18 protein-coding genes are annotated in these 19,049 nt (G+C 57.8%); 10 read left to right on the top strand and 8 right to left on the bottom strand.

The features are described from left to right. The first annotated feature begins 28 nt into the window (after positions 1-28). The 4 genes from dbpA to yebF all read left to right on the top strand — a co-directional run bounded on the left by dbpA (position 29) and on the right by yebF (position 2,602). A complete protein-coding gene (dbpA, locus tag MMS95_RS11135) occupies positions 29-1,411 on the top strand; it encodes an ATP-dependent RNA helicase DbpA (protein ID WP_031299688.1) in 1,383 nt (460 codons plus the stop codon). A gap of 88 nt (positions 1,412-1,499) precedes the next feature. Next, positions 1,500-1,823, top strand: a complete 324-nt coding sequence (locus MMS95_RS11130; RefSeq protein ID WP_004927565.1) for a YebG family protein — start codon at positions 1,500-1,502, stop codon at positions 1,821-1,823. Positions 1,824-1,862: 39 nt separating this feature from the next. Next, positions 1,863-2,171 (top strand): N(4)-acetylcytidine aminohydrolase, encoded by a 309-nt coding sequence (yqfB, locus tag MMS95_RS11125; protein WP_004927562.1) that lies wholly within the window; start codon positions 1,863-1,865, stop codon positions 2,169-2,171. Between the two features lie 71 nt (positions 2,172-2,242). Further along, the gene (yebF, locus tag MMS95_RS11120; protein WP_082996706.1) at positions 2,243-2,602 is read left to right on the top strand and encodes a protein YebF; all 360 of its coding nucleotides are present in this window, start codon (positions 2,243-2,245) and stop codon (positions 2,600-2,602) included. A gap of 57 nt (positions 2,603-2,659) precedes the next feature. Here yebF and MMS95_RS11115 read toward each other — a convergent pair whose 3' ends face one another. From MMS95_RS11115 to mdtH, 5 genes are all read right to left on the bottom strand, one after another. Then, positions 2,660-3,223, bottom strand: coding sequence for a lipoprotein (locus MMS95_RS11115; protein WP_033632830.1), 564 nt, complete (start codon positions 3,221-3,223; stop codon positions 2,660-2,662). Positions 3,224-3,375: 152 nt separating this feature from the next. Further along, positions 3,376-5,016 (bottom strand): AarF/UbiB family protein, encoded by a 1,641-nt coding sequence (locus MMS95_RS11110; RefSeq protein ID WP_242141668.1) that lies wholly within the window; start codon positions 5,014-5,016, stop codon positions 3,376-3,378. A 32-nt stretch (positions 5,017-5,048) separates the two neighbouring features. After that, positions 5,049-5,696 (bottom strand): glutaredoxin 2, encoded by a 648-nt coding sequence (grxB, locus tag MMS95_RS11105; RefSeq protein WP_156865931.1) that lies wholly within the window; start codon positions 5,694-5,696, stop codon positions 5,049-5,051. A 127-nt stretch (positions 5,697-5,823) separates the two neighbouring features. Further along, positions 5,824-6,072, bottom strand: a complete 249-nt coding sequence (locus MMS95_RS11100) for a hypothetical protein (RefSeq protein ID WP_004929632.1) — start codon at positions 6,070-6,072, stop codon at positions 5,824-5,826. Positions 6,073-6,145: 73 nt separating this feature from the next. Beyond that, complete coding sequence (gene mdtH, locus MMS95_RS11095; protein ID WP_242141667.1) at positions 6,146-7,351, bottom strand: multidrug efflux MFS transporter MdtH; 1,206 nt, start codon at positions 7,349-7,351, stop codon at positions 6,146-6,148. A 346-nt stretch (positions 7,352-7,697) separates the two neighbouring features. On the opposite strand from mdtH, the gene rimJ reads away from it, so the two are divergent. From rimJ to murJ, 4 genes are all read left to right on the top strand, one after another. Further along, a complete protein-coding gene (rimJ, locus tag MMS95_RS11090) occupies positions 7,698-8,282 on the top strand; it encodes a ribosomal protein S5-alanine N-acetyltransferase (RefSeq protein WP_004929636.1) in 585 nt (194 codons plus the stop codon). A 9-nt stretch (positions 8,283-8,291) separates the two neighbouring features. Beyond that, entirely contained in the window at positions 8,292-8,939 is a 648-nt protein-coding gene (locus MMS95_RS11085) for a YceH family protein (protein ID WP_242141666.1), read from the top strand. Beyond that, positions 8,932-9,852, top strand: a complete 921-nt coding sequence (locus tag MMS95_RS11080) for a Gfo/Idh/MocA family oxidoreductase (RefSeq protein ID WP_033632835.1) — start codon at positions 8,932-8,934, stop codon at positions 9,850-9,852. Before MMS95_RS11085 ends, MMS95_RS11080 begins: the two co-directional genes overlap by 8 nt. Before the next feature lie 106 nt (positions 9,853-9,958). Next, positions 9,959-11,494 carry a murein biosynthesis integral membrane protein MurJ gene (gene murJ / locus MMS95_RS11075; RefSeq protein WP_242141665.1) on the top strand — a complete coding sequence of 512 codons (1,536 nt, stop codon included), beginning with the start codon at positions 9,959-9,961 and terminating at the stop codon, positions 11,492-11,494. A 62-nt stretch (positions 11,495-11,556) separates the two neighbouring features. On the opposite strand, the gene argS is transcribed toward murJ, so the two are convergent. Next, entirely contained in the window at positions 11,557-13,287 is a 1,731-nt protein-coding gene (argS, locus tag MMS95_RS11070; RefSeq protein ID WP_242141664.1) for an arginine--tRNA ligase, read from the bottom strand. A gap of 830 nt (positions 13,288-14,117) precedes the next feature. On the opposite strand from argS, the gene MMS95_RS11065 reads away from it, so the two are divergent. Beyond that, complete coding sequence (locus tag MMS95_RS11065; protein ID WP_004929646.1) at positions 14,118-14,684, top strand: VOC family protein; 567 nt, start codon at positions 14,118-14,120, stop codon at positions 14,682-14,684. On the opposite strand, the gene MMS95_RS11060 is transcribed toward MMS95_RS11065, so the two are convergent. After that, a complete protein-coding gene (locus tag MMS95_RS11060; RefSeq protein ID WP_075684563.1) occupies positions 14,681-15,829 on the bottom strand; it encodes a PatB family C-S lyase in 1,149 nt (382 codons plus the stop codon). The two genes, MMS95_RS11065 and MMS95_RS11060, sit on opposite strands and share 4 nt — an antisense overlap. A gap of 101 nt (positions 15,830-15,930) precedes the next feature. Between MMS95_RS11060 and cutC the strand changes: the two genes are divergently transcribed. Further along, positions 15,931-16,689 carry a copper homeostasis protein CutC gene (gene cutC / locus MMS95_RS11055; RefSeq protein WP_015378138.1) on the top strand — a complete coding sequence of 253 codons (759 nt, stop codon included), beginning with the start codon at positions 15,931-15,933 and terminating at the stop codon, positions 16,687-16,689. A 132-nt stretch (positions 16,690-16,821) separates the two neighbouring features. Here the strand turns inward: cutC and MMS95_RS11050 are convergent, their stop codons facing one another. Next, entirely contained in the window at positions 16,822-18,642 is a 1,821-nt protein-coding gene (locus tag MMS95_RS11050) for an exopolysaccharide biosynthesis protein (protein WP_242141663.1), read from the bottom strand. Between the last annotated feature and the right edge of the window lie 407 nt (positions 18,643-19,049).

The raw sequence follows: 19,049 nt of genomic DNA, 5'->3' as shown, positions 1-19,049 counted from the left end.
TTCCATTCGTCATATAAGAGTTATCGCCGTGAGCACAGTTTCTTTTTCTTCCCTGCCTCTGCCAGCCGAACAGTTGGCCAACCTCAACGAACTGGGGTACGCCAAAATGACGCCGGTGCAGGCCGCCGCGTTGCCCGCTATCCTGCAAGGGCGAGACGTGCGCGCCAAGGCGAAAACCGGCAGCGGCAAAACGGCGGCATTCGGCATTGGCTTGCTGAATAACATCGTCGTTACTCAGGTTGCCACGCAGGCGCTGGTGCTCTGTCCCACCCGCGAGTTGGCCGATCAGGTGAGCAAAGAGCTGCGTCGCCTGGCGCGTTTCACGCAAAACATCAAAATTCTGACGCTGTGCGGCGGCCAACCGATGGGGCCGCAGCTCGACTCGCTGGTGCACGCGCCACACATCGTGGTGGGGACGCCGGGGCGCATTCAGGAGCATCTGCGCAAGAAAACGCTGCTGCTGGACGAGCTGAAGGTGTTGGTGCTGGATGAGGCCGACCGCATGTTGGATATGGGTTTCGCCGACGATATCGACGATGTGATCAGCTACACGCCGCCGCAGCGTCAGACGCTGTTGTTTTCCGCCACTTATCCGGCGGGCATCGAACGCATCAGCGAGCGTGTTCAGCGTCAGCCGCTGAGCGTCGAAGTGGACGATGACGAAGCGCAGACCGCTATCGAACAACGCTTTTATGAGACTACGCGCGAGCAGCGTCCGGCGCTCCTGGTGTCGGCCATTCGCTACCATCAACCCGCGTCCTGCGTGGTGTTCTGCAATACCAAGCGCGATTGTCAGACAGTGCTTGAGGCCCTGGAGGCCCGCGGCATCAGCGCGCTGGCGCTGCATGGCGATCTGGAGCAGCGCGACCGCGATCAGGTGTTGGTGCGCTTCGCCAATCGCAGTTGCCGAGTGTTGGTGGCGACCGACGTCGCCGCTCGCGGGCTGGACATCAAAGAGCTGGAGCTGGTGGTTAACTACGAACTGGCGTTCGATCCCGAAGTGCATGTGCACCGTATCGGCCGCACCGGCCGCGCCGGCATGAGCGGGCTGGCGATCAGCCTGTGCACGCCGCAGGAGATGGCGCGGGCGCATGCGATTGAAGACTACCTGCAGATGACCGTCGATTGGGCGCCGGTGTCCGAGCTGAGCGGGGCGGCCAACGGCTCGCTGGAGGCAGAGATGGTGACGCTGTGCATCGACGGCGGCCGCAAGGCGAAGATCCGTCCCGGCGATATCCTTGGGGCGCTGACCGGCGATGCCGGGCTGACGGCGGCGGAAGTGGGCAAGATCGACATGTTCCCGGTGCATGCCTACGTCGCGATCCGTAAAGCCAGCGCGCGTAAGGCGTTGCAACAGCTGCAACAGGGCAAAATCAAAGGCAAGAGCTGCAAGGTGCGGCTGCTGAAATAAGCCGAAGGCGGGCGGCGGTTTGCCCTCCCGCCATTATCTATTTATACTGTATGTAATTACAGTTATTTGAGTATTTGAGGACGCACGCATGGCGGTTGAAGTTAAATATGTGGTGGTGAGAAACGGTGAGGAAAAAATGACTTTCGCGAGCAAGAAAGAAGCCGACGCCTACGACAAAATGCTGGATCTGGCGGATAACCTCGGAGAGTGGCTGCAACAGGCGCCGCTGAACCTGGACGACGAACAGCGCGAAGGGCTGAGCTTCTTCCTAGCAGAGAATAAAGATGCGCTGGGGCTGATTCTGCGCGGCGCTTCACCGGCGGAAACCCTCAAGAAACCGGCGGAAGCGAAAGCGAAAAAAGCGGCCTCTAACTCAAAAGAGGGATCTGCGTCAGAAAAGCAAGCGGCATAATGACTTATGTTGCGGTGTTGTGATGAAAAAGGATCTAAAATGAGCCGTGAAATAACTTTCTTCAGCCGCTTTGAGCAAGATATTCTGGCCGGGCGCAAAACCATCACCATTCGGGATGCCAGTGAGTCGCACTTCGAACCGGGCGAGGTATTGCGCGTAAGCCGCAATGAAGACGGCGTATTTTTCTGCTTTATCGAAGTGCTGTCGGTAACGCCGGTGCGCCTGGACGCGCTGACTGAACGCCACGCACAGCAGGAGAACATGTCGCTCGGCGAATTGAAGCAGGTGATCAAGGAAATCTATCCGGGCCTGGATGCGCTGTTTGTCATCGAGTTCGTCAAACGGTAAACCCTTTGCCGAAACCCTGTTGTGAGCCAGGGATGGGCGCCCGGATAGCGCTAATCACAACGGGAGGAGATATGAAAAAAACGGGTTTGGCTATCGCCTTGTTGGCCATGATGGGAGCATCGACTGCGGTGTGGGCGCAGGATCACGAGCAGCGCGCCGCCAAGGTGGGGCAGTGTGCGGGTCTGCAGCCGGCGGATATCGCCGCCCAGGTCAAGCGCGACTTCTTGCAGAACCGCATCACGCGCTGGGAATCGGACAAAAAGCTGCTGGGCACCGCAACGCCGATTGCCTGGGTTAGCCCGGATGCCATCAGCGGCAAGGATCAGGTGTGGCAGGTGCCGTTGACGGTGCGTGGCACCAAGGCAGATAAAACCTACAACGTGACGCTTGACTGCAACACCGGCGAGATCGCCTACAGCGCGCCGCAGTAACGCTTTTTTTGCAATAAAAAGCCCGCCTGGCGGCGGGCTTGATGTCCCCAGACGGCGTCAGTCGCTGAACGGTATCACCAACTCACCCGGTTTCACTTCCAATCCCTTCGCCAGTTTTTTCGCCAGCGCTTCGGTTTTGCTGTTGTCAGGATTCAGCACATAAGCCGGCTTTTGGTCGAAGTAAGACTTCAGTGACTGATTCAGATATGGCGTCAGCGCTTTCATCACCGTCTGCATTTTTTCCGGCTGTACGCTGTAATCGGTCAGTTCCATGTCTTTCAGGTAAATGGCGCCCTGTGCGCGGTCGTAAACCGGCTGCGCTTTCAGCGTCAACTTCAGATCCGCGGTCTGCGGGCCGAGAATCGACGTGATGTTGACCTTGGCGTCGCCGGAAAGGGTGACTTTACCCGGCTCGCTGCGGCCGATCTGGCTTTGCAGCTGCGTCAGCACGATGTTGGCGTCCACCAGGCCGGGCACGCCGATCTGCTTCTGATAGTCGTTATGTTTCTGCAGGTAATCATTCACTTCCTGCTCGCTCAGGGTGTACTGGGTCAGTTGATTGCAACCGGCCAATACGCCGGCGAACAGCAGGGCGGCTGCGCCCATCAGGATCTTCTTCATTAATGCCTCATTGCGACTGCTGGCGAAAAGTGCTGCAGATAATTGATTAATCATTATAAACGTTCCGCCTGCGCGTGAAAACGGCAGGCGGTGATGTGCAGAGGATAGTGCGCGCAAAAGCGGGCGACACCTATCGGATAACGCCGAAAGCGTCAGCGCCGCAATCGCAGCGCCAGGAGGATCACGCCGGCCAGGCAGGCCGCGGCCCCCAACAGCGGGAACAGCGGAATGCCCCACAACTGCAGTGAGGAGTGCATCAGATAAGGCGCCAGGCCCAGGGCGAAAGCGGCGGTGACAATGGCGATAGCCAGGGTGACGGCGGCGCGTTCCAGCGCTTTGCTCAACTGGCCGAGATTACTGACGTTGATATCGGCATTGAGCTGCCCGCGTTTTAGGCGGCGCACCAACAGCCGCAGGGTTTGCGGCAGTTCTTCCCCGGCGTCGAGCGCTTCCCCGCCCAGGGCCAACAACCGCTGGCGCACGGCGTCAGGGGCATAGCGTTGCAGCACCGTTTGTTGCAGCATCGGTTTGAGCGTGGCGACGATGTCGAAGGCTGGATCCAATCGGTGCAGCACGCCGTCGGCGGTGATTAACGCCTTGAACAGCAGCACCAGATCGGGCGGCAGCGCCAACTGGTGCTCACGCGCCATCACCAACAGGTCAGTGAGGGCTTTGCCGAGCGTCAGGGTGGCGGCGGACTGCTTGTCGAGAAAGTTTTGCGCCGCCAGCTCCAGATCCATCAGATCCAGCGGTTCGCTGTCCGACCAGGCGATCAGCGTGTTGACGATGCCTTCGGACTGACGATCGGCGATGGCCTGCAGCAGCAGAAGCAACTGATTGCGCCGCCGCTCAGACAGTTGGCCCACCATGCCGAAGTCGATAAAGCCGACGCGGTCACCGCTCAGCGCCATGACGTTGCCGGGGTGAGGATCGGCGTGATACAACCGATGCTCCAGCACCATGCTCATAAAGGCGCGCGCGCCGCGTTGCGCCAGCAGCGGGCCGTCAAAGCCCGCCGCCGCCAATTGCTGAGGGTTCTCCGGCGCGGTGCCGGGCAAGTACTCCTGCACTAACAGACGTGGAGACGACCATTGCCAATAGATTTTTGGCACGACCACATCGGGTTCATGCGCGAACATCCCGGCGACGCGATCGCAGTTATGCCCTTCGTGAGTTAAATCCAGCTCATGATTGAGCGCCGTCGCCAGCGCTCTGACCATCTGCCGCGGCCGATAGCGTGCCAGCGTGGGGCTCTGCTGCTCCACGGTTTCCGCCAGCGAGGCCAGCAGCCGCAGATCGGCGTGGATGGTTTTCGCCAAACCGGGCCGCAGCACTTTCACCACTACCTGTTCGCCGCTGTGCAAGCGGGCGCGGTAAATTTGCGCCATCGACGCCGCGGCCAGCGGCGTGCGATCGAATTCGGCGAACAGCCGCTCGGGCTCATCGCCCAGGTCGGCAACGATCTGGGGTGCCAGCGTTTTCCATGGCAGCACCGCTGCCTGGCTGTGCAGGCGATCCAGTTCGTCGGTCCAGGCGGGATCCAGAAGATCAGAACGCGTGGCCAGGATCTGGCCGAATTTGACGAAGGTCGGGCCCAGCGCCTCGAGCGCTTCGCGCAGCCGCTCGGGCAGGGTTTGTGCGTCCTGTTGGGCGGATCCAGCGCGGGCGCCGCGCAGCAAAGCCCCCAGGCCCAGCAGACGCAGAACGTCTTGCAGGCCGTAACGAATCAGAACGGAGGTAATTTCCTTCAGCCGCGCCCGATCGCGAGCGGTGGCGAGCACCATTTTCAGCATCAGTACGCCCTATCCTTTGGGTTATTCAAACGTTATTGTTCCATGTCCAGCAGCAACGGCACCTCGCAGCGCTGCGCCATGCGGTTGCGGTAGGTTTCCACGTTGTCCGGCAGCGCGACCCCGGCGACGATCGACAACGAGCGCAGCAGCGGGAACAGGTGGATATCGTCCTCGGACAGCTCGCCGTTTACCGCTTCGGCGGAGACGATCAGCGGTGACAGGGTTTGCAGATCGGCCTCCAGCTGGGCGATCAGATCGGCGCTGTTGGCGAGATGCTCGGCGAAATCACCGATTGACGCCTGCTTTTTATCGATAAAATAACGGCGGGCGCTGTCGGTGGCGAACTCTTCGAAATCGGCATGCGCAATACGCGGCAACAGCAATTTTGCGCTGTACCCGCCGACCCGCTGCAGCCACTCGGCAATGGCCGGGTTGGTGCGGCCGGTCAGCACCGGCTTGCCGTCCAGGTGATCGACATAGCGCACGATATCCAGGCTTTCCGGCATCGCTTCGCCGTTGTCTTTGACCAGGATAGGCACCATTTTTTGGCCGATCAGGTTGAACGGAGTCGTCTCATCGTCGTTGAGCAACGTGACCAGACGAATCGGCAGACGTTTCAGGCCAAAAATCATGCGGGCTTTAACGCAGAATGGGCAATGATCGTAAATGAACAGTTTCATGCTTGCTCCGGGTTGTCAGGTTTTAACAGCAATAGTTACCACAGCTTATCGAGGCTGTCTTGACGTGCGTGTGTTGGATGGTGCGTTATTGCGATATTGCCCGCGCACCGGCGCGGGCTAGGGGGCGTTATTTCTTGGCCGGTACCGAGTTGAGCACATCGATCAGGTGAATGCGAGCTTCTTCCAGGTCGATTTTGTCACGTTCGTTGGCGGCGGTGACGACCTGCAGCTGTTTGATAATATCGTTTTTCAGGCCGGCGTCGCTGGCGAGGATATGGGCCAGGGCCTTTTCCACCAGGGTGGAGCGCGCATAAATCATGCGCAAGTTCAGTATCATATGTTCGAGTAGTTGCGGTAATTTTGCTTCTTCGCTCATGCCGACGGGCTCCTGTGGGGGTTTTTACTAACAGGATAGCAGCTGTTGCCGATTCGGCCGGATTTCTATGGCGTTAACCGCCGCGCAGCATCATCGATGCACTGCGCCGCGGGCTGAACTGCCAGTACAGCGCCAGCAACGTAGCGAAACCCACTGCCCCAAGCAGCAACCAAGGTAGCTCCGGCATGTTCATCGTGCGTCCGGTATCGTACATCCAGCCGCCGCCGGTGTAACCTAACGCGCCACCCAGCGCCAGACCAAGGCGGCTAAAGCCCATATAGCTGCCACGCGCACGTGGATCGGCCAGCGAAGCGCTCAGCGTTTCGCGCGCCGGTTCGGCGATGATCGAACCCAGGTAGAAACAGCAGATCAGCGTGAATACGCCCTGCAAGCTGGTGGCGAGGCCGATCGGCAGCAGGCTGAGCGTCATCAGCAGCAGGCCCGCCATCAGGCGTTGTTCAAGCCGAAAATGTTTTTCACCCCAACGCGCCAGCGGATAGAGCAGCGACAGCGACAGCGCCGCTTCGATCGCGTACATCCATTTCACCGCCGCCGGTGAGCCGGCGATTTCATTGACCACGATCGGCAGCATCAGCATCACCTGTACCGCCAGCATATAGTAGCCGGTCAGCGTCAGGACATAGGTGAGGAAGCGGCGATCGCGCACGACCCGCAACATGCCTTCTTTCATCGGCACGCGCACGGTGGAGATGCGGTAAACCGGCAGTAGCCAGGCGTTCCAGCCGGCGGCCAGCACGAAGATCGCCGCCCCGACCCAGCAGACAAAGTGGAAATCGTACTGCAGCAGCCAACTGCCGATCAGCGCGCCGACGACCGCACCGGCGCTGTCCTGCATCATCAGCAGCGAGAAAAAGCGGCCGCGTTCGTGCGGGCGGGTCAGCTTGATCACCAAAGCGGTGCGCGGCGGATCGAACAGCGTGCCGCCGAGGGCGGACAGCGCGCAGGAGAACCACAGGATCCACGGCGCATCGGCCATCGCCATGGTGGCGAAACCGGCGGCGCGCAGCAGCATGCCGGTGACGATCATCGGCTTGGCGCCGAAGCGATCGGCGATGGCGCCGCCAAAGATGCCGAGCCCTTGTTGCAGCAGCTGACGCAAACCCAGCGCGATGCCGACGATCAGCGCCGCCCATCCCAATTGATCGACGAAGCGGATCGAAATAAGCGGGAACACGACAAAGAAGCCTAAAACCACCAGCAGGTTGTCGAGCAACAGAAAATATTTACCCAAGCTGCGCGCTTGCGATACCAGAGACATGCATCACCATGAGCAATTAAGAGAGAGGGGGGAGGCAACCCCACCATTCTCTACCCAATTGCCGGACGGCGACAGGGGCTGAGTAGATAATATTTTTTTATCGTCAAGGTGTTACCTGTGCTGCAAAATGGGCGGAAAAACGCCGTAAAACGCGTATTCGGCGATTTACTGAGCGACCGAGGTTTTACCTCGGGGGCGGGCTACGGTTATATTGAATGCAGGGAAGTGCGGTTCTGAAGCGCTATTGGCAAAATAAAATCATGCCATCAGATCGGCATCGGATGATTATCCACGCGGCTTCCCAATAAATACTTCTTATCGAACCGTTTTGACTGCGGGGGAAATGATGTTCGGCTACCGCTCTGCATCGCCAAAAGTACGCCTTACTACCGACCGGATGGTGGTCCGTTTAGTGCATGAACGGGATGCCTATCGTCTGGCGGATTATTATGCCGAGAACCGAGCCTTTCTCAAACCCTGGGAGCCGGTACGCGACGAAAGCCATTGTTATCCTTCCGGCTGGCAGGCGCGTCTGGGCATGATCGCTGAAATGCAAAAGCAGGGCAGCGCCTACTATTTTATCCTGCTCGATCCAGAAGAGCAGGAAGTGCGCGGCGTGGCGAACTTCAGCAACGTGCTGCGCGGTTCGTTTCACGCCTGTTTCCTCGGTTATTCGCTGGGGGAGAAATGGCAGGGACAGGGGCTGATGTTCGAAGCCTTGCAGTCCGCCATCCGCTATATGCTGCGCCAACAGCGCATGCACCGCATCATGGCCAACTATATGCCGCACAACCAGCGCAGCGGCGCATTGCTGACGCGTCTGGGATTCGAACGCGAAGGTTACGCCAAGGATTACCTGCTGATCGACGGCCAGTGGCAAGACCACGTTTTGACGGCATACACCAATAAAGAGTGGCTACCCCCACGTTGAGGCCAAACGATGAAATATGAATTGAACGCCAAAGAGGCTCGGGTTATCGGCTGCCTGTTGGAAAAACAGGTGACGACGCCGGACCAATACCCGCTTTCGCTTAACGCTATTACGCTGGCATGCAACCAAAAGACCAACCGTGAACCGGTGATGGATCTGAGCGAAAGCGAGGTGCAGCAGCTGCTCGATCTGTTGCTGCGCAAACATTTCCTGCGCACCCTCAGCGGATTCGGCAACCGGGTAGTGAAGTACGAGCAGCGGTTTTGCAATTCCGAATTTGGCCAGCTGAAACTTTCGCCCGCCGAACTGGCGGTGATCGCCACCTTACTGCTGCGCGGCGCGCAAACGCCCGGCGAGCTGCGCACCCGTACCAATCGGATGCACGAGTTCAGTGATGTCAGCGAGGTCGAACAGGTGTTGCAACAGCTGGCCACGCGAGAAGATGGCCCGTTCGTGGTGCGCCTGGCGCGTGAGCCGGGCAAGCGCGAAAGCCGATTCATGCATCTGTTCAGCGGCCAGATTGATGAAGCGCCGCCGGCGGCGTTCGAATCCGAGGACGACGGCGAACTGAGCGCCAGGGTTAGCGCATTGGAAAGCGAAGTGGCGGAACTGAAACGGCAGTTGCAACACCTGTTGGCGAGGGATGCGAATGACTAAATTGCGTGTAGGCGTGGTGGGATTGGGCAGTATCGCGCAGAAGGCTTACCTGCCAATCCTCGGCCAGGCGGCGGATTGGTCGCTGGTGGGCGGTTTTTCGCCCAATCAGCAAAAAGCGCAGCCGCTGTGCGATAGCTACCGCATGGCCTGTTTCTCCCGGCTGGACAGCCTGGCCGAACAGTGCGACGCGGTCTTTGTTCACAGCAGCACCGCCAGCCATTTTTCGGTAATAGGCGAGCTGCTGAACCGCGGCGTACACGTTTACGTCGATAAACCGCTGGCGGAGACGCTGGAGCAGGGCGAGCAGTTGCTTGAGCTGGCCGAGCGGCGAGGCAAAACGCTGATGGTGGGGTTCAACCGGCGTTTCGCGCCGCTTTACCGGCAGCTCAAGCAGCAAATGAACCAGCCGGCCTCCATTCGCATGGATAAACATCGGGCGGACAGCGTCGGCCCGCACGATCTGCGTTTTACCCTGTTGGATGATTACCTGCACGTGGTGGACACGGCGCTGTGGCTGGCGGGCGGCGGCGAGCAACTGCTGAGCGGCAGCGTGCGCACCAACGCCGCAGGCGAAATGCTGTACGCCGAGCATCACTTCGCCTGCGGCGATACGCAGGTGACGACCAGCATGCATCGCCGCGGCGGCAGCCAGCGCGAAAGCGTGCAGGCGGTGACAGACGGCGCGCTGTATCAGTTGACCGATATGCGCCACTGGCTGCGTGAAGATGCGCAGGGCGAGTTGGAACAACCGGTGCCTGGCTGGCAAAGCACGCTGGTGCAACGCGGCTTCGACGGTGCGGTGCGGCATTTCCTTGATGCCGTCGCCAATCAGAGCGCGCCAGAAACCGGCGGCGAACAGGCGCTGCTTGCCCAGCGGGTGGTCGAGCGTTTGCTGCGGGATAACTCTATGTAACATCTGGCGGTAGCTATTCTTTTCCGGATGCGTAAACTGAGCCGATTGTTTCACTGACGCCTGCTGTTGCAGGCGTTGATATTTACGGTACCTATCAGACAACCACATGAACCTACTCAAATCCTTGGCTGCCGTCAGCTCGATGACGATGTTTTCGCGGGTGTTGGGCTTTGCCCGCGATGCGATCGTCGCGCGGGTGTTCGGGGCCGGCATGGCAACGGACGCCTTCTTCGTGGCGTTCAAACTCCCGAATCTGTTACGCCGTATCTTTGCCGAAGGGGCATTTTCGCAGGCCTTCGTGCCGATCCTGGCCGAATACAAAAGCCAGCAGGGCGACGAGGCGACACGCACTTTTATCGCCTATGTCTCCGGGCTGCTGACGCTGGTGCTGGCGGTGGTGACGGTGCTGGGGATGTTGGCCGCGCCCTGGGTTATCTATCTCACCGCGCCGGGCTTTACCGATACGCCCGACAAGTTTGCCCTGACGTCGGCGCTGCTGCGCATCACATTTCCCTATATTCTGTTGATCTCGCTGGCGTCGCTGGTGGGGGCGATCCTCAATACCTGGAACCGCTTCTCGATCCCGGCCTTTGCGCCAACGCTGCTTAACGTCAGCATGATTGGCTTCGCGCTGTTCGCCGCGCCGTATTTCCACCCGCCGGTGCTGGCGCTGGCGTGGGCGGTGGTAGTGGGCGGCGTGCTGCAACTGGGTTACCAGCTGCCGCACTTGCGCAAGATCGGCATGCTGGTGCTGCCGCGCATCAAATTGGGCGATGCCGGAGTCTGGCGGGTAATGCGTCAGATGGGGCCGGCGATCCTTGGGGTGTCGGTCAGCCAAATCTCGCTGATCATCAATACTATCTTCGCATCGTTCCTGGTATCCGGCTCGGTGTCCTGGATGTACTACGCCGACCGCCTGATGGAATTTCCTTCCGGCGTGTTGGGCGTGGCATTGGGCACCATCCTGCTGCCGTCGTTGGCCAAAAGCTTCTCGAGCGGCAACCACGATGAGTATTCGCGCCTGATGGATTGGGGGCTGCGCCTGTGCTTCCTGCTGGCGCTGCCGAGCGCCATCGCGCTGGGCATTTTGGCCAAACCGTTGACCGTCTCGCTGTTCCAGTACGGCAAGTTCAGCGCCTTTGACGCGGCGATGACGCAACGCGCGCTGGTGGCTTACTCGGTGGGGCTGATGGGGCTGATCGTGGTTAAAGTGCTGGCGCCGGGCTTCTATTCGCGGCAGAACATCAAAACGCCGGTCAAGATCGCTATCATCACGCTGATCATGACGCAGGTGATGAACCTGGCGTTTATTGGTCCGCTGAAGCATGCCGGCCTGGCGTTGTCGATCGGCTTGGCGGCTTGCCTGAACGCCTCGCTGCTGTATTGGCAGCTGCGCAAGCAGAAGATCTTCCAGCCACAGCCGGGTTGGGCGCTGTTCCTCACTAAGCTGGTGATCGCCGTGCTGGCGATGTCGGCGGTGCTGATTGGCGTGATGTGGCTGATGCCGGCCTGGGATCAGGGCAATATGCTGGAACGTTTGCTGCGTTTGGCGGCGGTGGTGGTGGCCGGTGTGATGGCCTACTTTGGCGTGCTGGCCGGGTTGGGCTTCCGCCCGCGTGATTTTGCGCGCCGCGTCGCCTGAGCCGAATGCAAGAACAAAAAAAGGTCGCCTTGGCGACCTTTTTACTTTCCGCGCGGTGCGGCTTACATACGTTCGACGGTTTCGATACCCAGCGTATCCAGGCCGGTTTTCAGCGTTTTAGCGGTCAGCAGCGCCAGCTTCAGGCGGCTCTGACGGGTTTCTTCGCTGTCGGCGTTCAGGATCTGGCAGTGTTCGTAGAAGCCGGAGAACAAGCCGGCCAGATCATACAGGTAGCTGCACATGACGTGAGGCGTGCCTTCACGTGCGACGGTGGTGAGCACCTCTTCGAACTGCAGCAGGCGGGTAGCCAGCGCAATTTCACGCTCTTCGGTCAGCGTCAGCGGCAGTGTCAGGCTGCTTTCGTCGATCCCGGCGCGCTTGAATACCGATGCCACACGGGTATAGGCGTATTGCATATAAGGCGCGGTATTGCCCTCGAAGGCCAACATGTTGTCCCAGTCGAAGACATAGTCGGTGGTGCGGCTTTTCGACAGATCGGCGTATTTCACCGCGCCGATGCCGACCACGCGGGCCACGGTCTTCATTTCGTCTTGCGGCATATCCGGGTTTTTGCCGGCGATCAGCTGTTCGGCGCGTTCGATGGCTTCATCCAGCAGATCGGAGAGCTTCACCGTGCCGCCCGAGCGGGTTTTGAACGGCTTGCCGTCTTTGCCCAGCATCATGCCGAACATGTGGTGTTCCAGCGAGACGGACTCCGGCACATAACCGGCCTTGCGCACGATGGTCCAGGCCTGCATCAGGTGCTGATGCTGACGGGAGTCGATGTAATACAGAACGCGGTTGGCGCCCAGAGTTTCGTAGCGATACTTAGCGCAGGCGATATCGGTGGTGGTGTAGAGGTAGCCGCCATCCTTTTTCTGGATGATGACGCCCATCGGGTCGCCGTCCTTGTTCTGGTATTCGTCGAGGAACACCACGGTGGCGCCTTCGCTTTCCACCGCCAGCCCTTTGGCTTTCAGATCGGCGACGATGCCCGGCAGCATCGCGTTATACAGGCTTTCGCCCATCACGTCGTCTTCGGTCAGCGTGACGTTCAGGCGGTTATAGGTCAGCTGGTTTTGCGCCATGGTGATGTCGACCAGCTTGCGCCACATTTTCAGGCAGTACTGATCGCCGCCCTGCAGCTTCACGACGTAAGCGCGCGCACGCTCGGCGAACTCGGCGTCTTCGTCGTAGTGTTTTTTGGCTTCGCGATAGAACTGTTCCAAATCGGACAGGCCCATATCGCTGGCGTTTTCGTTCTGCATTTTTTCCAGGTAGGCAATCAACATGCCGAACTGAGTGCCCCAGTCACCGACATGGTTGGCGCGAATCACTTTATGGCCCAAAAACTCCTGGGTACGCGCCGCGGCGTCGCCGATGATGGTGGAGCGCAGGTGGCCGACGTGCATCTCTTTCGCCACGTTCGGCGCGGAGTAGTCGATAACGATGGTTTGGGGCTCAACCGGCGCAATGCCCAGCTTCGGTGCGTTCAGCACCTGATCGGCCTGGCAGGCGACCCAATCGCTGTTCAGGAAAATGTTGATAAAGCCGGGACCGGCGATTTCCACTTTACCGGCGACGTCGCCGAGATCCAGCAGTTGCACCACTTTTTCCGCCAGCTGACGGGGCGGCATGCCCAGCTTTTTGGCGACTGACATCACGCCGTTGGCCTGGTAATCACCAAACTGCGCCTTGGCGGAAGGGCGGACCTGCGCTTCGCAATCGGCTGGCGCGCCAGCGGCGATCAGCGCCTGGCTGACTTTATCTGAAAGAAGAACCTGAATATTCACCGGGTTACCTTAATGACGAACGAGGGGCTGAAGCCAGCCCCTGCGGGATTCAACGGTGGCGGGCGCGATGGGCGACCGCCACAAAACAGCCTGTAATTGTAACCGATCTGACGGAGCCCGTCAGCAGTTGGCGCGGCCGCTGCGATGAAACAGTTGTCGAGGGCGGCGCGTTGATTGCCGGAAGGTGAAAGCAGAATGATCTGAACAGAATGTACGAAGGGGAGAGTTGCGAAGCTAGCGCTTTTTATTGCGGCGACCGGCATCCAGCGTGTTGGCGCTGCGTGATTTGAAATGACGGTAGATGGCGTATACGGCGATAATTATCAACACCAAGGATATCGTCAGCAATAACATAATGATCATCTCGAATTTAAATTTCCTCCAAAGTAGCTGAGTTGTCTTGGTGAATCAATTGCCCGGGGTTAAATTAAGATAATCCTTAGTTTCACATCAATTAGTGGGGTTTATTGTCTTCTTTTACAATAGGTTGTGCTTATGGTTTTATGTGGTTTCGATAAGTGGATCAGGTTTGATTAAACCAGACTATTCAATCGAGTTGCCCAATGGACTGCAGAGAGTTTTGTGCAAAATAACTTAAATCATAGCGTCATGAAGAAAAGGTATAATGGCTTGCGAAAAATCTTATTTTTTATTTTTCTGTTGCTTTAATAAGCTGTCATCTTAATAAGGGACTGGTTTTTTTATTCTCCCCGTCCGCAACCAAAAATCATTCTGAACTGCCGCCGAAAAACGTCGTAACGGTGGCGAGCACTGCCGCCACCGTGTAAATTACCGCGTTTAACTTTGCGCTCCGTTGTTTTGAGGTTTCTATGACCACTCCCTTGCAGGCCATTGCCGAGCTTGACGATCTGAAGCTCGATTTGCCGCGTTTCGAGCAGGCGCTGCATCAATTTGCCGCCAAATTGCGGCTTGATCTGGCCGCGTTCACCGCCGATCACATCTCCCTGCGCTGTCACCAGAATGCCACCGCCGAACGTTGGCGCCAGGGGCTGATGCAGTGCGGGACACTGCTATCCGAATCGATGATCAACGGGCGGCCTATCTGTCTGTTCGATTTGTCTCAGCCGCTGGCAGTAGGGCCGTGGCGGATAGACTGCATCGAGCTGCCGTATCCTGGGGAGAAACGCTATCCGCACGAAGGCTGGGAACACGTCGAATTAGTGCTCAGTGGCGATCCTCAGACGCTGTACGCTCGGGCGTTGAGCCACCTTGCCGATGAGGCATTGTTGGCGCCGGGGATCAAGCTGAAGCAAAGCTCGCCAAAAGGCGAGGGCGAGCGGCTACCGAACCCGACGCTGGCCATCACCGACGGAACGGTCACGATCAAGTTTCATCCGTATTCCATTCGAGACATCGTCGCCAGCGAACAAGGTTAGCCAGGCAGCGCCGCACAGGCGCGCGCCATGCGATCGAGCGCTTCATCGAGCAGAGCCCATCGGCAACCAAAGTTAAGCCGTACAAAGCGCCGATCGCCGAAGTCCAGGCCGGCGCTTAACCCAACGCCCGCACGTTCGAAGAACTGATGCGGGTTATCTACCGGCAGTGCGCTGCAGTCTATCCAGGCCAGATAGGTGGCCTCGACGGGCAGCAACGTCAATCCCGGCATGGCGTTGATACGTTTTGTCAGCCGATCGCGATTGGCGCGCAGATAAATCAACTGCTCATCCAGCCAGGGTTGTCCGTATTGATAAGCCGCCTGCGCCGCCACCAGCGCCAACAGATTGACCTCCGGCACGATGCCGCTGCGCGCGCGTTTCAGCTTTTGTCGCAATGCTTCGTTGGGAACGATCGCCATTGAGGCGCCGAGCCCGGCGAGATTAAACGTCTTTGACGGTGACATCAGCGTCACGCTGCGTTGGGCCGCGTCTTCATTCAGGGTGGCGAAGGGGATATGCCGCGCGCCGGGCTCAAGCAGCAGTTCGCAGTGGATTTCATCCGAACAGACGATTAAATCGTGTTCGCGAGCGAACTGATGGTGCTGCAACAACTCCTCTCGGCGATACACGGTGCCACCGGGGTTCTGCGGGTTGCACAGCAACAGAAGTTTTTCGTTGCCGTTGAGCTGATCATGCATCGAGGAAAAATCCAGTCCCCAACGCTGGTTGACCGCTGTTAGCGATACCGGAAGGTGTTTACGCCCGGCGAATTTGGCCGCTTTGCGAAACGGCGGATAAATGAGCGAGGGGGCCAGCGTGCTCTGATGTTGTTCGGTGCAGGCCCGCACGCACAGGTTCAGGCCACACACCAGGCCAGGCAGGAAAATGATCCATTCAGGCTTGATGTGCCAATCGTAGCGCTCTACCATGCGGCGGGTAAAAACCTCAACAAGATCAGGGGATGGGTGGGTGTAGCCGAATACGCCGTGTGCTACGCGTCGCTGCAAGGCTTCGATCACCGCCGGCGGTGAGGTGAAATCGCTGTCGGCGACCCAAAGCGGGATGATGTCGCTGCCGCGATATTTATCCCACTTAACGCTGTCACTGTGACTGCGGTCTACCCATTGATCAAAATTGAATGCCATAGTGATAACCCTGAGCCGGTTTATGCCTATGCATGAGCCTACGTGAGAAATGAAGAAATGAACAATTGCCGCCGTATGTTGGCCGTTATCTGGGGGTGACAATGATAAAACTGGAAGTTTGTTGCTTTAGCGTCGACTGTGCGCTGACGGCCGAACGGGCGGGCGCCGATCGCATCGAGTTGTGCGCCAGCCAGAGCGAAGGGGGATTGACGCCGAGCTATGGCACGCTGCGTCTGGCGCGTGAGCGGGTTGCGATCCCGGTGCATCCGATCGTTCGCCCGCGCGGTGGCGATTTCTGCTACGGCGCGGTGGATTTCGAAGTGATCAAACAAGATATCCGCCAAATTCGCGAGATGGGGTTCCCCGGCGTGGTGGTTGGCATGCTGGACGACGAAGGGCACATCGATCTGCCGCGCATGCGCGAAGTGATGAGGCTGTGCGAGGGCATGGCGGTGACCTTCCATCGCGCGTTCGACATGTGCCAGAACCCGATGGTGGCGCTGGAGCAACTGACCGAACTGGGTGTGGCGCGCATTCTGACCTCCGGCCAGCAGCAGAGCGCCGAACTTGGCCTGCCGTTGCTGCGCGATTTGCGCCAGGCCAGCCAGGGTCCGGTGATCATGGCGGGTGCCGGCGTGCGCCTCAGCAATCTGCACAAGTTTGTCGATATCGGCCTGCATGAACTGCACAGCTCTTCCGGCCATCTGGTGCCGTCGACCATGCGTTATCGCAAGGCGGGCGTCACCATGTGCTCCGATAACGAGTTTGACGAATTTAGCCATTATTGCGTGGATGGCGAAATGGTGGAGGCGATGAAAAACGCGCTGGCCTTGGTTGATCCTCTGGCGCAAAGCGCATAAGCACGCAGTTAGCCGCGTTTGACAACCGGTTTCCGGGCCGTAAGACCCCTTTGCGTGTCACTGAAGCCCTCGGCGATCACGCAAGTACCAGGCCCCGGCGTTTTGCCGGGGCTTTTTTTATGCCGCGAGAGACTATTGCAACGTGTCAGGCGAGAAGTCGAAGATTTCACCCGGGCTAATGCCGCAGGCTAAAATGCGCACCGTATTATTGCCACTGCCGGGATTGACCAAGATATCGTGGATAGTGCGATTGTTGTTCATGACAAAACGCGCGTAGTAAAGGTTGCCGATGCGTATCCAGGGAATAGCCTGATTGCTCTCGACAGTGTCGGTATAGTTATCGTTGAACGAGCGGGCCCAAATGCCAGTCGAAGCTTGCGCGATAGATTGATCGCCGATAGAGGATGCGATGGCCCAGAATGTCCTCGGTCCCATGCTCCGATGAATACGTTGACCCAAACCTTTGTAGGCCGGGTTGTCGCCAGTGGCTGTCAGAAGATTGCTGTCTACCGTCAGTTTCCCGTCGATAAACCAGCCTGTAGGCTGATTGTCAGCACCGATGGCGATCAGATTGCTGTTCGTCAAATAATTTAGCGGGGCCTCATGCAGCTGATAACTGCGCTGTGCAATGCCCAGTGTGCCTCTGAGAATGTTGTAACCAGCTTCATTGTTCAGACTGCCGTTTGTCCACATTGGCATAACGGTGTTGCTGAATGAGAGTTGATACCCAGCGTTAGCTTCGAAGCGAATAGCCTGGGGCGACAGTGTGCCCTTGGGCCCATTGGCGGTAGCGAAGTTAACATTACTGATTTGAACTGGGGTGATATTAGATTGGCTGGTGGATTTTCTTAATACCAGGAATCCCCCAACGGCATCACCATAATCATTGATGTAGGAACCGTTGGCGATTTGAATATTGGCGGAGGAATCTGAGTCGATATCGATGCCGGTACCATTTCTGTCTGCCATGAAATTGCTTAGGCTGAGACCGCCTAAATAGGAAGTTCCTTGTGTTGTGGTTTTGATAAAGATCTTTTTGCCATAAGAGAATACATTCACCATAAACGTATTGTCGTGGCGATCGAAATTGAAAGCACAAGAACCGGCTACGGCGATAGAGGCAGTAACCGCGTTTTCTGTCGGACGCACGACATTGGCATTGACGTGAACATTGGTAAATCTGTTGATGTCCCTGCTTTCATAAACCCTGTAGTCGCAGCGGACTGCCCAACCGTAGATATTCTCAAAGTTGTTGGCTTCTCCTCGAGCTTCAACAAAGTCATAGGCGCCTACATAACGGCAGTTGGCGACTGACAGAGCGCCACCTGCCGTAATGGTGGCACCGTATTGAACGAATGCCTCCGGCTGGGTGGCAGTATATTTTTGATCCGGGTAGAGGAACGACCAACCATCAAAGACAACATTCTTATCGCAGGCGAAACAAACCGTACCCGCGGGTTTCTTGATAATGAAAGCACTGTCGTCCGCAAGGCCTGCCCGATTAGGACCATTGCTTGTGAGGCTTGCAGGGCCTTGAGCAATACCGCGACGGGAGCCTCTCACAGTGACGCCGCTAGCGACGTTGATAGGCTGAGCACTGGTCAGCAGATATTGAGCATTTTCCGAAGCATAGACCACTTTGTTTTTTAAACTCGCGGCATAGTTTAATGTCGCGCTGATTGCTGCATCCGAGGCGGAGGCACCACTGGGATCGGCGCCGAAGTGATCGAAACTAAGTTTCTGCTCCAGTCGTTTCCAGCGGGCTCCTCCCGATGTAACCACCACGGTGCCGTTATTGTCTGCACTGGTTGTATCCGTTTTCGCATAATAGAATTCTCCGCCGCCGGCGAAACGTCCGGCGGAGTGAGAAACTAAAAAGACAATCTGGTCATCTGTAACTGGCGTCAGATTACGCAATTCACTGATATTATTTACACTAATCATATTGCTCATGGTATTTCTCCTGTTGGTTGGCAACATGATTGTCAATCAGACGGGACGATTGAAACAGTCGATAAGGTTTGTAGGACGCTGATACAGCGTAAAGTCAGGCCCCGGCGTTTTGCCGGGGCTTTTTTTATGTTTTGTAAAGACCATTTGCCCGTTTCAACGCGGTATCTCGGTCGACCAACCCCCCATATCTTCTTGCGATCGTCATGTCCTGCTGATAAGTTTGTGAGTTAAAATCCTTTAAATATCATAATATTAAATGATTTTTTTGTATGTATTGATGCGGTGAATTATTGGCGTCATGCCTCTCAACGCTGCGTCTGCGTTTTCATGTCCGAACACAGCCTGGTTGATGGCCGGAACATCACAGCACCAATGAGGAGAGCCGTCGGCGCAGCCACAGAGCACGT

The sequence above is a fragment of the Serratia sp. PGPR-27 genome, from assembly GCF_022678525.1.
Classification (GTDB): domain Bacteria; phylum Pseudomonadota; class Gammaproteobacteria; order Enterobacterales; family Enterobacteriaceae; genus Serratia; species Serratia nematodiphila.
The sequence above is the reverse complement of the archived record's forward strand: the minus strand, read 5'-3'. Positions and strand labels throughout refer to the sequence as shown.